Origin of the sequence: Kribbella sp. NPDC004875 (assembly GCF_042873375.1) — a bacterium.
Taxonomy (GTDB): Bacteria; Actinomycetota; Actinomycetes; order Propionibacteriales; family Kribbellaceae; genus Kribbella.
The window spans coordinates 768219-781687 of record NZ_JBIALI010000001.1; the positions used below are offsets into that span (position 1 = coordinate 768219).

Consider the following 13469-nt stretch of genomic DNA (forward strand, 5'->3'; position numbering starts at 1 on the left):
GCTGGTTGCCGTTAAGCTGAGATGGAGAAGAACACACGTGCTCTGGGGTCGGTGAAATTCCGAGCCGGCGGTGACAGTCCGCGACCCGTGACTTCGCAAGAAGAAGCGGTTGACCTGGTGGAACTCCAGGACCGACGGTGAAAGTCCGGATGGGAAGACGCACGTGGCAACCGCACGCCCCTGGAAACAGGCGCGTGAGGTTTGTCGTTGCCCCGGAGTGCTGGTGATTTCACAGCCGAGAGGACAACGATCGTGAACACCATCACCAGCCTGGACACCATCCGACGCGCCGTCGCCGAGATCGCGACCGGACGTCCCGTCGTGGTCGTCGACGACGAGGACCGCGAGAACGAAGGCGACCTGACCTTCGCCGCGAGCCTCGCCACCCCCGAACTGATGGCCCTGCTCGTCCGCCACACCAGCGGGTACGTCTGCGCGCCGGCCGCACCGGAGGTCCTGGACCAGCTGCGGCTGCCGCTGATGGTCCCCGACAACCAGGACAGCCTGCGGACGGCGTACACCGTCTCGGTGGACGCGGCGACCGGCGTCGGGACCGGCATCTCCGCCGCGGACCGGGCGCGGACCGTCCGGGTGCTGGCCGATCCCTCGGCCCGGCCCACGGACCTGATCCGGCCCGGTCACATCCTGCCGCTGCGCGCCGTCGACGGTGGAGTCCGGCAGCGGCCCGGTCACACCGAGGCCACTGTCGAACTCGTCCGGCTGGCCGGACTGCCGCCGGTCGGCGTGATCGGCGAGCTGATGAACGACGACGGCACGCTGATGACCGGTGCGGACCTGCGCACGTTCGCCGACGCTCATGGCTTCGCGATGATCTCGATCGCGGACCTCGTCAGCTACCTGAGCTGACGAGCTCGCGGGCAGCGTCGGCGATGCCCTCGGGGGACAGTCCGTAGCGGTCCAGCAGGTATCCGGCCGACCCCGTGGGCGCGAACTCGGGAATACCGAGGATCGACACCCGGGCCGGATGGTGCTGTACGACGGTCTCGGCGACCGCACCGCCGAGACCGCCGCCGCGCACCGCCTCCTCCGCGGTCACGATGCCGGCGGTCTCCCGCGCGGCCGCGACCACGGCGTCGGTGTCGAGCGGCTGCACCGTCGGCATCGACAGCACGCGCGCCGAGATCCCTTCCGCGGCGAGCCGTTCGGCGGCGGCGAGGGCGCGCCACAGGACCGTCCCGTTGCTGATCACGGTCACGTCGGCGCCCTCGCGGACCGTGATCGCCTTGCCGAGGTGGAACTCGTAGTCGTCGGAGTAGACCTTCGGCACGCTCATCCGGCTGACCCGGATGAACACCGGTCCGTCCGTCGCGGCCGCCCAGCGCAGCGCCGCCGCGGTCTCGATCGGGTCGGCCGGCACGATGATCCGGATTCCCGCGATCGCCCGCAGCCAGGCGATGTCCTCGATCGAGTGGTGCGTCGGCCCGAGTTCGCCGTACGCGACACCCGGGCTCATGCCGCAGAGCTTCACGTTGGTGTTCGAGTACGCGACGTCGGCCTTGATCTGCTCGAGCGCCCGGCCGGTGAGGAAGCAGGACGCCGCCGACACGAACGGGATCCGGCCGCCGTTGGCCAGCCCGGACGCGACGCCGACCATGTCCTGCTCGGCGATCCCGACGTTGATCAGCCGGTCCGGGAACGCCTTCCGGAAGCTGTTCAACTTGCTCGACCCGACCGAGTCGTTGACTACACCAACGATCCGGTGATCGGCCTCCGCGAGCTCGGCCAGCGTCTCGACGTACGCGTCCCGGCAGTCGTACCGCGGCTGGTCGGCGATTGACGGAGTGTGCACGAGGGTCATGGGGCCTCCCGGCCTGGACTGAGGAACGGAGGGAGCGAAGCGACTGGAGTGACGAGGGAAGGCCGGGAGTCACAGCCCCATGACCACGCCGGCGCCGAAGGCCCGGCCAAGAGCACTGTCATGCCAGCTCCTTCAGGGCTTGCTGGTACTCGGACGCGTCCGGCACCCGGTGGTGCCACGCGACGTTGTTGCTCATGAACGAGATCGGGTGGCCCTTGTGCGTGTGCGCGATCACGAACGTCGGCTTGCCGGGCCGGAACGGTACGGCCGACAGCACGTCGAGCAGTTCGCCGTGGTCGTGACCGTTCACCTCGACGACCGCGAACCCGAACGCGGCCGCCTTCTCCGGCAGCGGGTCGAGATCGTTGGTCTCCTTGGTGGTCGCGCCCTGCTGCAGCCGGTTCCGGTCGACGATCACCGTCAGCCGGTCCAGCTGGTACTGCGAGGCCGCCATCATCGCCTCCCAGTTCGAACCCTCCTGCAGCTCACCGTCCCCGACGAGCACATAGGTACGGCGCAGCGAGACGTCGAGCTTGGCGGACAGAGCGTGCCCGACCGCGACCGGCAGCCCGTGACCGAGCGGACCGGTGTTCGCCTCGACGCCCGCGACCTTGTTGCGGTTCGGGTGCCCGTTCAGCGCGGACAGCGGTTTGAGGAACGTGGCGAGCTCCTCGACCGGCAGGAACCCGAAGGCGGCCAGCGTGGTGTACAGCGCTCCGGCAACATGCCCCTTGCTGAGGATGAACCGGTCCCGCTCGGGGTCGTTCACCGTCTCCGGCGTGATGTCGAGCACCGCGCCGTACAGGGTCGCCAGGATGTCGATCGCGGAGAAGTCACCACCGATGTGCCCGGCGCCGGCGTGGTGCACCAGCTTCAGATCCTGGATCCGAATCTGCTTGGCCGCCTCGGCGACGTGCGCGACCTGCTCGGCGCGGCTGCTGTGCACCGGCAGCCGTCCGAGGACGGGCAGCGTCGCGTGCTCGGCCGTCAGCGTCATACGATCTCCGCCATCGAACTCAGAAGCACCTTCTGCACCAGCTTCTGCGCGGCGAGGGCGTCGTGCGACGCCTGCGCGGCCGCGAGCGCGTCCTCGTCCAGTACGTCGAGTGCGTGGTGCACCGCCTTCAGGAAGGTGATCGCCTGCTTCGCGGCCTGCACGCTGTCCTCGCGGAACGGGAACTGGTCCAGCTGCCAGACACCTTCCCAGTTGTTCTTCCGCAGCGTGTGGAAGAACTCGAACGTCTCGACCAGGTGCACCGACCCGACCACCATGTCGTCGTCCCAGCCGCGCAGGTTGTCGTTCACGTCGATCGCGAACAGCCGGCCGTAGTCGATCGCCAGCTGCGCCGCGTCGGCGGGCGTCTCCTGGCCGTACAGCGAATGCCCGAAGTCGAGCAGGATGCCCAGGTTCGGCAGGCCGATCTTCTCGATCCCGAGCAGGGTCCGGGCGACGTTCGGGAAGATGATCTTGACCCGCGGCTCGCGCGGCTTGTACTCGATCACGAAGTTGATGTCCGGATGCGCGGACACCAGCTCCTTGAGTCCGTCCAGCGCCAGGTTCCAGATGTCGTGGTAGTCGACCTGGAACGGGTAGTCCCAGCCGTCCTGTCCCGGCCACAGCTTGACGTACGAGCAGCCCAGGTCCTTGGCCAGCTCGGTTGCCTGGTGCAACAGTTCCAGCGCCTGCTTGCGCTTGGCCGGGTCCGGGTTGGTGAGCGAACCCTTGACGAAGTCGCGGGTGTAGATCTCCGGTGTGATCGCGATCGCCTTCAGGTTGTTCCGCTGCAGCGCGGCCTTCACCTCGTCGAGCGTCCCGTCGTACCCGGCGAACGGCCAGTTCAGGTCGACGACCGAGAGGTCGCCGACCGCGCCGGCGCGGTCGATCTGCTCGAGCAGGCCGACGGGCTCGCCGTACCCGTCGGTGGCGTAGCGGTCCTTGTACGTCGCGAAGTGCCAGATTCCCGCGCCGAAGACCGGTAGGTCAGTCATGGTTTCCTATCTCCTTGGTGTGGGGCGGTGAGGATCAGCCCTTGAGAGAGCCGGCGGTCAGCCCGCCGACGATCCAGCGCTGAAGCAGGGTGTAGGCAATGAGGATCGGCACCACCGCGATCAGGATGCCTGCCGCGAGGCCGGTGTTGTTGTTCGCGAACTGGCCCTGGAAGTTCAGCAGTCCCACCGGGATGGTCTTGTGCGCGTCGGAGTTCAGCAGGATCAGCGCGAACAGGAACTCGTTCCAGGTCGCGACCGCGTCCAGGATCGCCACCGTGACCAGGGCGGGCACCGACAGCGGCAGGATGATCGTGAAGAACACCCGCCAGTCGCCGGCACCGTCCACCTTGGCGGCCTCGATGATCTCGTCCGGGATCTGCCGGAAGAACGACTGCAGCACCAGCACCTCGAACGGGATGCCGAACGCCAGGTACGGCCCGATCAGCCCGAAGATGCTGTCGGTCGCACCGGCCGAGCGCATCATGATGAAGACCGGGACGATCGTGATGTAGATCGGGATGGTCAGCCCGAGGAACACCGAGAACATCACCGTCCGGCGGAACTTCATCCGCAGCTTGGCCAGCGCGAACCCGAGCATCGCCGAGACCAGCACACCGAGCGGCACCTTGATGACCGCCAGCACGGCACTGTTGCGGTACGTCGTGGCGAAGTTGCCGATGTCCCACGCGTCGGAGAAGTTCTTCCAGGTGAAGTCCGCGGGCCAGGAGAGCGGGCCGTTGCCGATGAAGTCGGACAGGGGGCGTACCGCGGTGATGACCAGGAGGGCAAGTGGTGAGATCCAGAAGAGGGCTATGACTGCCAGCACGAGTGTTGTCACCAGGCCTCGACGTCCTTTTGGCCCGGAACTGGTGGAGTTGAGGGTTTCCACAGGCAGCTCGACTGGCGCTTGGGCTGTGAGGGTCATGAGGCCTCCCGCGTCTGGGAGCGGACGTACGGGATGCCGACAGCGATGGCCACCAGCGTGATCACCACGGCGATCGCGGTGCCGTAGCCGGCCTGGTAGTACTGGAAGACGTTGAAGTACATCCAGGTCCCCATCACCTGCGTCGACGTACCCGGACCGCCGTACGTCATCGCGTAGATCAGGTCGAAGACCTTGAACGAGTCGATCAGGGACAGCGCGAGCACGATGTAGTGCGCGGGCCGCAGGCTCGGCATCGTCACGTGCCAGAACTGCTGCCACTTGGTCGCACCGTCCACGGTCGCGGCTTCGTAGAGCTCCTGCGGGATGCCCTGGAGGGCGGCCAGGTAGAGCAGCATCGGGAACCCGGTCCGCAGCCAGATCGCCGGTACCATCACGGCCCACAGCGCGGTCGAGTCCTGCCCGAGCCATGCCTGCGCCAGCCCATCGAGCCCGATCATCCGCAGGAACGAGTTGATCGCGCCGTACTGCGGGTTGTAGAGCCAGCCCCAGATACTCGCGATGGACACCAGCGGCAGGACGGCGGGCGTGTAGAAGACCAGGCGGAGGATCGGTTTGCCGTGCACCTTTCCGTTCAGCGCGATCGCCAGCAGCAGGCCGATCACGGTCGGGACGGCGATCGTGACGACGGTCCAGATCAGGTTGTTCCGGACCGCGGTCACCACGACCGGGTCGCTGGGCAGCTTGAAGTAGTTGTCCAGCCCGACGAACTTGTACGTCGCGCTCAGGCCGTCCCAGTTGGTCAGGCTGAACCACAGTGACGACACCGCCGGGTACACCAGGAACGCGACGTACACCGCCAGCGCCGGGATCGCGAAGAGCCAGGGTGACCAGCGGCCACCACGTTTGATTGCGACTGTGCCGGCCATGCGCTCAGCTCTTCGCCCAGGCGGAGATGATCTCCTGCATCTTCTTCGCGGCCGCGTCCGGGGCGACCTTGCCCTGCAGCAGGTCGCTCTGCACGCTGAAGTACTGGTCGGCCTGCTTCTTCGGGAACGCCTGGTCCTGGATCGTGTAGAACGGGTTGCCGCCGTACTTCTGCGACCACTCGGCCGACAACGGCAGCGACTTCGGGTCCGGCTCGGCGCCCTTCGCGGTCGAGGCGGTGATGTTCATCGCCTTCTGGCTCGCGGGCTGCACGATGAAGTCGATCAGCGCGGCCGCCTTGTCGGCGTTGCCGGTCTTGGCGTTGATCATGTACCCCTCGACGAAGCCCGAGTGCCGCGCGGGGGTCTTGTCGGTCGGCAGCTCGAAGTTACCGAAGCCCGACGGGCTCTTCTTCGCCGACAGGATCGCGCCGGCCTCGGTCCACTGCCCGGCGATCGTGTACGCCGTCTTGCCCTGCACGTACCACGGCTCGACATCGGACGGGTCCAGACCGAGAGCGCCCTGCGGCAGCCACTTCTTGTCCTGCCACTTCTTGAACAGCGTGAACGCCTCGACCACCTCGGGCCGGTCCCAGCTCTCGCCACCGGTCAGCAGCTTGTCGTGCAGCTCCGGCCCGGCGGTGTGCTCGAGCAGGTACTCGAACAGCCGCATGATGTCCCAGCCGTACTTACCTCCGAGCCCACACGGCGTGACACCGACAGCCACCAGTTTGTCGTTCACAGCCTCGAGCTCGGCGTACGTCGTGGGCGGCGCGCTCACGCCCGCCTTCGCGAACAGCGACTTGTTGTACCAGGCCCCCAACCCGAGCTGCACGAACGGTACGCCGGACTTCACGTTGTCGAATGTCATACCGGAGATGGCGGTCGTGCTGAGCTTCGAGTCCCAGCCGTACCTGGAGTAGTACGGCGAGAGGTCGAGCGCCTGCTTCGCCTTCGCGAACGGGCTGCCGATCTGCCCACCCCAGATCCGCCACACGTCCGGACCCTTGCCACCGAGCAGCTCGGTGCGCAGCTTGTCCGGATACACCGCGGCACCGGACCCCGGCAGGCTGTCCACCGTTGTGGTGGTCCCGTTGGCCTCGTCGAACTTCTTCACCTGCGCCTTGAGCAAGCCGATCGTCGAGTCGTCCTCGTAGGTGAACAGGCGCAGGTTGTTCGACGCCGCCTGAGTGGCTCCCCCGCCGGTCGAAGTACCACCGCCGGTGCAGGCGGACAGACCGGCGCCGAGCGCGGCGGCGGACGTGAGGCCGAGGAATCCCCGGCGGCTGAGGTTGCTCATTGCGTGCTCCTTTGGCGGGCGAAGCGGCGGATCTTGGCGAACATGTCCTCCAGCAGGAAGCGCACGTCGACCTGCTCGCAGACCTGGATGGGGTTGTCGGTGCCGGGCAGATACCAGCCGTCGACACCGAAGCGCGGCGCCGGACGGGTCCGGAAACTGCCGCTGTGCGGGTAGAGCATCAAGGAGATGGCCGGCGAGTCCCCGAGGGAGCGGGACTCGATGGGCTCGCCGTGGTACGTCGCGTTCCACTCGATCAACTGGTCGATCAGGTACTTGCCGAGCGGACCGGCGTCGCCGATCTTCTCCTCGAGCTCGGCGTAACCGACCGAAACCTTGGTGTAGACATCACTGGGGACCTGCCAGACGGTGATCCCGGACCCGAACACGACATTGGCCGCGTGGACGTCGTTCGACAGGTTGAACTCCATCCGGTGGTCGGCCGCGTAGCCGTTGTAGCCGCGACCGCCGATCCAGACCACGATCACGTTCCGGTGCACGATCTCGGGGTCGAGCAGGATCGCCGACGCCATGTCGGTGAGTGGGCCGAGGAACGACACGAACAGCGGGTCGTTGGCGCCGGCCAGCTTCGATTCGTCGATGATCAGCCGTGCGCCCGGTGAGTCCAGCGGGGTCTGCTCGTCCGGGATGCCGGTGGCGGCGCCGTTCGCGACCGGCACCTTCCCGGTCAGGTCGAGCAGGTCCAGGAGCAGGTCGATCTCCTCGCGGGACTCCTCCATGCTCCGGTTCGACCGGTGGGTGCCGAAGTGCGCGGGGATCAGGCCGCGGACGTCGAAGGTCGGGGACAACAGCCCGTGGACGATCGCGAACTGGTCGTCCGCCTCGTTCTTGGCATCGGTGTTGATGATCACCCGGCGTCTGCTCGGCTTCACGCGGCTCTCCTCCGGTTCTTTGTTTGAATAGATATTCAGTAGTGCATAGCCTGTCGCCCTGAGTGTCGCTACGGCGCTACAGTCCCGTCAAGACTTCGGTTGAAACTTGGAGGGGCGAATGGTCCAGGCGGTACTGGCGGTCGACCAGGGCACGACGAACTCCAAGGCGGTCCTGGTCGGCGCCGACGGGAGTGTGCTGACGACCGGCTCGGCGCCGGTCGGGCTGGCCACGCCCCGACCCGGCTGGGTCGAGCAGGACGCCGAAGACCTGTGGCAGAGCGTGTTGCGCGCGATCTCCGCGTGCCTCAGGCCTGGCATCGAAGTCGTCGGGATCGCGTTGTCCACTCAGCGTGAGTCCGTCGTCGGCTGGAACCGCGGCGGTGAACCGGTCGGACCGGTCCTCGGCTGGCAGGATGTCCGGACGAGCGAATGGTGCGACCGGCTCCCCCCGGAGGTCGACGATCTTGTCCGCCGTCGAACCGGACTGCGGGTGGACGCGATGTTCTCGGCCCCGAAGATGCGCCGGCTCCTGGACCGTTCACCCGACGCACTGGTCGGGACGGTCGACGCCTGGCTGATCCATCGCCTGACTGGTTGCCGTGAGCACCTGACCGAGGCAGGCAACGCCTCTCGTACGTTGCTCTACGACACGGTCGGCCTCGGCTGGTCGGACGAGCTGCTGGACGCCTTCGGCGTACCGCGGTCCGCTTTGGCCGAGGTGCGTCCGTCCAACGCCGGGTTCGGTGTCACGCAAGGCGTTCCCGGACTTCGCGACGGGATTCCGATTGTCGCCGTACTCGCGGATTCGCATGCGGCGATGTACGGGCAGGGGTGTACCCAGGCGGGGATGGTGAAGGCGACGTACGGGACCGGGTCGTCGGTGATGACGCCGGTGGACGGGTTCGTCGCGAGCGGCTGCACGCTTGCCTGGCTGACGGATCGGCCGGTCTACGCGCTCGAGGGGAACATCGTTTCGTCCGGCGCGGCGCTGGCGTGGACGGCGTCGATGCTCGGGCTGCCCGATGTCGGGGCCCTCGTCGAGCTGGCCGCGAACGTGCCGTCGGCGGATGGCGTCGTACTCGTGCCGGCGTTCGCGGGGCTGGGCGCACCGCATTGGGATCGCGAGGCACGGGCGGCGCTGACAGGAATGAGCAGCTCGACGACGCGGGCGCATGTCGCACGGGCCGCGGTCGACGCGGTGGCGCATCAGATCTGTGACATCGCGGACACGATCCCCGGGCCACTGGGCAGTCTGCGGGCCGATGGTGGGGCGACGGTGTCCGGGCTCTTGATGCAGACGCAGGCAGATCTGCTCGGCGCGCCGGTACAGGCCGCCGAGATCGCCGAGGTGTCCGCGCTCGGCGCGGCCGAGTTGGCGTGGACGACGCTCGGAGAGACGACCGGCTGGGCCCAGAAGCGTACGAGTCGCAGCTTCGAGCCCAGCCTCGACGACACCGAACGCACCCGCCGCCGCGCCGAGTGGGCGACCGCGGTCGCGGGAGTGCGGGTCACCCCAGCCTGACGCCACTGTCCGTCACCTCGGCCCGATGACCCTGTCTGCAACAGCGGGCTGACGCCGTCGTCGGTCACGCCGGCGCGATGCGGCCTGTTGCCCGCTGAGCGCTCGGCTGTGCGCGCGACTGTGCGCGCGACTGTGCGGAGATCGCTTTCCGTTGCAGGTTGACTGGGTGTGATGCCGCACCTAAGCTTCCCGTCACAGGCTTGGAAAGCCCTTTCCCAGCCCGAACCAGGGGAGGCGACATGTGCGAGCTCGAGTCCGGCGCCGCACTGGCGCTGCCCGGCGGGATCGGCATCTCGAAGCTCACGGTGTACGACGCCGAGGCTCCGGACGGCCTCACCGGCGGCACTCCCCACGTGCATCTGGCCTGCTCCGAGGGGTACTACGTGGTCACGGGGACCGGCACCGTGCAGTCCCTGACCACGAAGGGTTACACCGAGACGCCGCTGCGGACCGGCACCGTCGTCTGGTTCGAACCCGGCACGATCCACCGGCTCGTCAACGGCGGCGAGCTGCAGATCCTCACCCTGATGTCGAACTCCGGTCTCCCCGAGGCCGGCGACGCGGTGATGACCATGCCACCGGAGTACCTCACCGACCGGACGACGTACCTGAAAGCGACCGCCCTCACCGGTACGGGTGCGGACCGGACGGCGTCCGCGATCGCCCGGCGCGACCTTGCCTTGCAGGGATTCGCCGTACTGCGAGGGCGGTACGAAGCCGAAGGTCCGTCGGCGCTGGACGACTTCTTCGCGGCAGCGATCCGAATTGTCCGGCCGCAACTGGCCGATTGGCGCGCACGCTGGGAGCAGGGCGCCCGGCGACTCGCGGACCAGACCGGCGCCGCCCTCGACGCACTGGAGGCCGGCACCGCGCCGCACCTGCGGGACGCCGAGCTGCACCACCTTCCGACACCCACCGAGGGCGGCCGCCACGGCATGTGCGGCCACCTCGACATCTACGACACCCAAGCGTGAACCGAGCGTGAGAGGCAAGACTGTGAACGAGCGACGCATCGGCATCGTGATGAACGGCGTCACCGGCCGGATGGGCCTGCGCCAGCACCTCGAGCGTTCCATCGTGGCGATCCGGGAGCAGGGTGGACTGCCCGCCGCCGACGGCACGATGATCATCCCGGAACCGATCCTGGTCGGCCGCAACGAGGCCAAGCTGCGCCGGATCGCCGAGCAGTACGGCCTGGAGCGGTGGACCACCGACCTGGCCGCGGCGCTCGCGGAGCCCGACGTGGAGATCTACTTCGACTCCCAGCTCACCCAGCTGCGGGAGAAGGGCGTGCGCGCCGCGGTCGAGGCCGGCAAGGCCATCTACTGCGAGAAGCCGATCGCCGAGAGCCTCGACGCGGCCGTCGACCTGGCCAAGCTGGTCGTCGACTCCGGACTCAAGAACGGCGTGGTGATGGACAAGCTGTCACTGCCCGGCCTGCGGAAGCTGAAGCGGCTGATCGACGGCGGGTTCTTCGGCCGGATCCTCTCGGTCCGCGGCGAGTTCGGGTACTGGGTCTTCGAGGGTGACTGGCAGGAGGCGCAGCGGCCGTCGTGGAACTACAAGTCCGAAGAGGGCGGCGGCATCATCCTCGACATGTTCTGCCACTGGCGGTACGTGCTCGACCAGACGTTCGGCCCGGTGAAGTCGGTGTACTGCCAGGGCGCGACGCACATCCCGACCCGGGTCGACGAGAACGGCGACGAGTACACGGCCACCGCGGACGACGCGGCGTACGGCGTGTTCGAGCTGGAAGGCGGGATCGTCGCGCAGCTGAACTCGTCGTGGACCACGCGGGTGTTCCGGGACGAGCTGGTCGAGTTCCACGTGGACGGCACCGAGGGGTCCGCGGTCGCCGGGCTGCGAAACTGCCGCGCCCAGCACCGGTCCGCGACACCGAAGCCGGTGTGGAATCCGGACCTGCCGGCGACCGAGAAGTTCCGTGACCAGTGGGCGACCGTGCCGGACAACGAGGACTTCGACAACGGGTTCAAGGTGCAGTGGGAGATGTTCCTGCGCCACGTCGTCGACGACGCCCCGTTCACCTGGGACTTCGTCGAGGCTGCGAAGGGCGTCCAGCTGGCCGAGCTCGGCCTGAAGTCCTGGCACGAGGGCCGCAAGCTCGAGGTCCCCGAGCTGGACCTGAAGGCCAACTGATGGAACTGAGACTTCCCCTGGACGGCGCCTTGTCGTCCTACCGGTTGACCGGTACGCCGGTTGCGTCGGGCAACTATGCGCCGGCCGGCTCACGGCTGGCCTTCGCGGCCGCGCACGTGGTCGCGGATCCGCTCGGCGACAACTCGCCGGGGGCGCCCGCGGTGATCGACTGGGAACACACGCTGGAGTTCCGGCGGCATCTGTGGTCGCTGGGGTTGTCGGTCGCGGAGGCGATGGACACGGCGCAACGCGGGATGGGCCTGGACTGGCCGGCGACGCAAGAGCTGATCCGGCGCTCTGCGGCTGAGGCGCCCGGCGGCAGGATCGCGGTTGGGGTGGGCACGGATCAACTCGCAACTGACAACTACACCTTGGACGCCGCTGTCGCCGCGTACGAGGAGCAGCTCGCGGTCGCCGAGGACGCCTCGGCTCAGCCGATTCTGATGGCGAGCCGGGCGTTGTGCGCTGCTGCCGGGTCGCCTGACGACTACCGCAAGGTGTACGACCGTCTGCTGACCCAGTCCACCAAGCCGGTCATCCTGCACTGGCTCGGCCCGATGTTCGACCCCGCCCTCGAGGGCTACTGGGGCAGTGGATCGTTCGAGTCGGCGCTGGAGACGGTCGTTGGTCTCATCAACGACAACGTGGACCGGGTCGACGGCATCAAGATCTCGCTGCTCGACGCCGCGAAGGAAGTTGCTCTGCGCAACCGCCTCCCCGAAGGGGTGCGCCTCTACACCGGCGACGACTTCAACTACCCTGAGCTGATCCGCGGCGACGGCAGCGCGCACTCCGACGCCCTGCTCGGCATCTTCGCCGCGATCGCCCCCGCCGCGGCGGCCGCCCTGAAGGCGTTGGACGACGGCGATCTCGACGCCTACGAGCGGATCTTCGCGCCGACCGTCCCGCTGGCGCGGCAGATCTTCTCGGCGCCGACGTACTACTACAAGACCGGGATCGCCTTCCTGGCCTGGCTGAACGGGCACCAGCCCGGTTTCACGATGGTCGGTGGACTGCAGACCGGACGGTCGCTGCCGCACCTGGCCGACACGTTCCGGCTGGCCGACCAGGCCGGCGTACTGACGAACCCCGAGCTGGCTGTCGAGCGGTTCCGGCAGCTGCTCCGGGTGAGTGGGGTCGACGCGTGAACAGCGTGAACAGGTACAGCCTGAACCAGGCGACCACGAAGTACTGGCCGCTCGAGGACGTCGTCGCGGCCAGCGCGAAGGCGGAGCTGGAGTGGATCGGCCTGTGGCGCGAGCCGATCCAGGAGTACGGCGTCGAGCGCGCAGCCAAGCTGGTCGCGGACGCGGGCCTGAAGGTGTCGTCGCTGTGCCGCAGCGGCTTCTTCACCGCGACGGACCCGGCCGAGCGGAAGGCGAAGATCGAGGACAACCGGCGCGCGATCGACGAGGCCGCGACCGTCGGTACGTCGGTGCTCGTGCTGGTGAGCGGCGGCCTCCCGACCGGTTCACGGGATCTCGACGGCGCCCGCGCGATGGTGCGCGACGGGCTCGCCGAACTGGCGCCGTACGCGATCGAACGTGGAGTGCGGCTCGGGATCGAGCCCCTGCACCCGATGTTCTGCTCGGACCGGTGCGTGGTGTCGTCGCTCGGCGGCGCACTCGACCTGGCCGAACAGTTCCCGGTCGACCAGGTCGGCGTGATCGTCGACGCATACCACCTGTGGTGGGACGCTGACGTGTACCGGCAGATCGAGCGCGCCGGTGCACGGATCCTGTCCTACCAGGTGAGCGACTGGGTGGTCCCGCTCCCGGCGGACACCCTGCTCGGGCGGGGCATGATGGGCGACGGCGCGATCGAGCTGCGCCGGTTGCGCGAGGCCTGCGACACGGCCGGGTACGACGGGCCGATCGAGGTCGAGATCTTCAACCAGAAGCTGTGGGACGCGCCGGGACAGGAAGTCTTCGACCTGGCGCTGGCGAGGTACCGAGAACACGTCATCTAGAAGGAGCTGACTCG

General features: G+C 68.0%; 13 protein-coding genes and 1 riboswitch. Of the genes, 6 read left to right on the forward strand and 7 right to left on the reverse strand.

Annotated elements, in window-relative coordinates:
- Positions 1–33 precede the first annotated feature (33 nt).
- Positions 34–167: riboswitch (FMN riboswitch) on the forward strand.
- An 85-nt stretch (positions 168–252) separates the two neighbouring features.
- Positions 253–867 carry a 3,4-dihydroxy-2-butanone-4-phosphate synthase gene (gene ribB, locus ACFYRH_RS03565; RefSeq protein ID WP_387767460.1) on the forward strand — a complete coding sequence of 205 codons (615 nt, stop codon included), beginning with the start codon at positions 253–255 and terminating at the stop codon, positions 865–867.
- Here the strand turns inward: ribB and ACFYRH_RS03570 are convergent.
- The 7 genes from ACFYRH_RS03570 to ACFYRH_RS03600 form a co-directional block, all read right to left on the reverse strand.
- Positions 851–1819 (reverse strand): transketolase family protein, encoded by a 969-nt coding sequence (locus ACFYRH_RS03570; protein WP_387767463.1) that lies wholly within the window; start codon positions 1817–1819, stop codon positions 851–853. The two genes, ribB and ACFYRH_RS03570, sit on opposite strands and share 17 nt — an antisense overlap.
- Positions 1820–1937: 118 nt before the next feature.
- Positions 1938–2816: a transketolase gene (locus ACFYRH_RS03575; protein WP_387767466.1), complete on the reverse strand. Its 879-nt coding sequence runs from the start codon at positions 2814–2816 to the stop codon at positions 1938–1940.
- A complete protein-coding gene (locus ACFYRH_RS03580; protein WP_387767469.1) occupies positions 2813–3808 on the reverse strand; it encodes a sugar phosphate isomerase/epimerase family protein in 996 nt (331 codons plus the stop codon). The genes ACFYRH_RS03575 and ACFYRH_RS03580 overlap by 4 nt, the downstream gene beginning before the upstream one ends.
- Before the next feature lie 34 nt (positions 3809–3842).
- Positions 3843–4646, reverse strand: coding sequence for a carbohydrate ABC transporter permease (locus ACFYRH_RS03585; protein ID WP_387767472.1), 804 nt, complete (start codon positions 4644–4646; stop codon positions 3843–3845).
- 83 nt (positions 4647–4729) lie between these two features.
- Positions 4730–5620 (reverse strand): carbohydrate ABC transporter permease, encoded by an 891-nt coding sequence (locus tag ACFYRH_RS03590; RefSeq protein ID WP_387767475.1) that lies wholly within the window; start codon positions 5618–5620, stop codon positions 4730–4732.
- A gap of 4 nt (positions 5621–5624) precedes the next feature.
- Complete coding sequence (locus ACFYRH_RS03595; RefSeq protein WP_387767478.1) at positions 5625–6917, reverse strand: ABC transporter substrate-binding protein; 1293 nt, start codon at positions 6915–6917, stop codon at positions 5625–5627.
- Complete coding sequence (locus ACFYRH_RS03600) at positions 6914–7807, reverse strand: nucleoside hydrolase (protein ID WP_387767481.1); 894 nt, start codon at positions 7805–7807, stop codon at positions 6914–6916. Before ACFYRH_RS03600 ends, ACFYRH_RS03595 begins: the two co-directional genes overlap by 4 nt.
- A gap of 118 nt (positions 7808–7925) precedes the next feature.
- Between ACFYRH_RS03600 and ACFYRH_RS03605 the strand changes: the two genes are divergently transcribed.
- From ACFYRH_RS03605 to ACFYRH_RS03625, 5 genes are all read left to right on the forward strand, one after another.
- Positions 7926–9329, forward strand: a complete 1404-nt coding sequence (locus ACFYRH_RS03605; RefSeq protein WP_387767484.1) for an FGGY family carbohydrate kinase — start codon at positions 7926–7928, stop codon at positions 9327–9329.
- A gap of 239 nt (positions 9330–9568) precedes the next feature.
- Complete coding sequence (locus ACFYRH_RS03610) at positions 9569–10303, forward strand: cupin domain-containing protein (RefSeq protein ID WP_387767487.1); 735 nt, start codon at positions 9569–9571, stop codon at positions 10301–10303.
- Positions 10304–10310: 7 nt separating this feature from the next.
- Entirely contained in the window at positions 10311–11486 is a 1176-nt protein-coding gene (locus ACFYRH_RS03615) for a Gfo/Idh/MocA family protein (protein ID WP_387767490.1), read from the forward strand.
- The gene (locus ACFYRH_RS03620) at positions 11486–12634 is read left to right on the forward strand and encodes a dihydrodipicolinate synthase family protein (RefSeq protein WP_387767493.1); all 1149 of its coding nucleotides are present in this window, start codon (positions 11486–11488) and stop codon (positions 12632–12634) included. The genes ACFYRH_RS03615 and ACFYRH_RS03620 overlap by 1 nt, the downstream gene beginning before the upstream one ends.
- Positions 12635–12639: 5 nt before the next feature.
- On the forward strand, positions 12640–13455 hold the full coding sequence (locus ACFYRH_RS03625; RefSeq protein ID WP_387767496.1) for a sugar phosphate isomerase/epimerase family protein: 816 nt from the start codon (positions 12640–12642) through the stop codon (positions 13453–13455).
- The last annotated feature ends 14 nt before the right edge of the window (positions 13456–13469 follow it).

Bases quoted from the DNA above. Each gene is read 5' to 3' on its own strand.
- ACFYRH_RS03570 (WP_387767463.1), bottom strand. From the start codon at position 1,819: ATGACCCTCGTGCACACTCCGTCAATCGCCGACCAGCCGCGGTACGAC.
- ACFYRH_RS03575 (WP_387767466.1), bottom strand. From the start codon at position 2,816: ATGACGCTGACGGCCGAGCACGCGACGCTGCCCGTCCTCGGACGGCTG.
- ACFYRH_RS03610 (WP_387767487.1), top strand. From the start codon at position 9,569: ATGTGCGAGCTCGAGTCCGGCGCCGCACTGGCGCTGCCCGGCGGGATC.
- ACFYRH_RS03620 (WP_387767493.1), top strand. From the start codon at position 11,486: ATGGAACTGAGACTTCCCCTGGACGGCGCCTTGTCGTCCTACCGGTTG.
- ACFYRH_RS03590 (WP_387767475.1), bottom strand. From the start codon at position 5,620: ATGGCCGGCACAGTCGCAATCAAACGTGGTGGCCGCTGGTCACCCTGG.
- ACFYRH_RS03580 (WP_387767469.1), bottom strand. From the start codon at position 3,808: ATGACTGACCTACCGGTCTTCGGCGCGGGAATCTGGCACTTCGCGACG.
- ACFYRH_RS03595 (WP_387767478.1), bottom strand. From the start codon at position 6,917: ATGAGCAACCTCAGCCGCCGGGGATTCCTCGGCCTCACGTCCGCCGCC.
- ACFYRH_RS03605 (WP_387767484.1), top strand. From the start codon at position 7,926: ATGGTCCAGGCGGTACTGGCGGTCGACCAGGGCACGACGAACTCCAAG.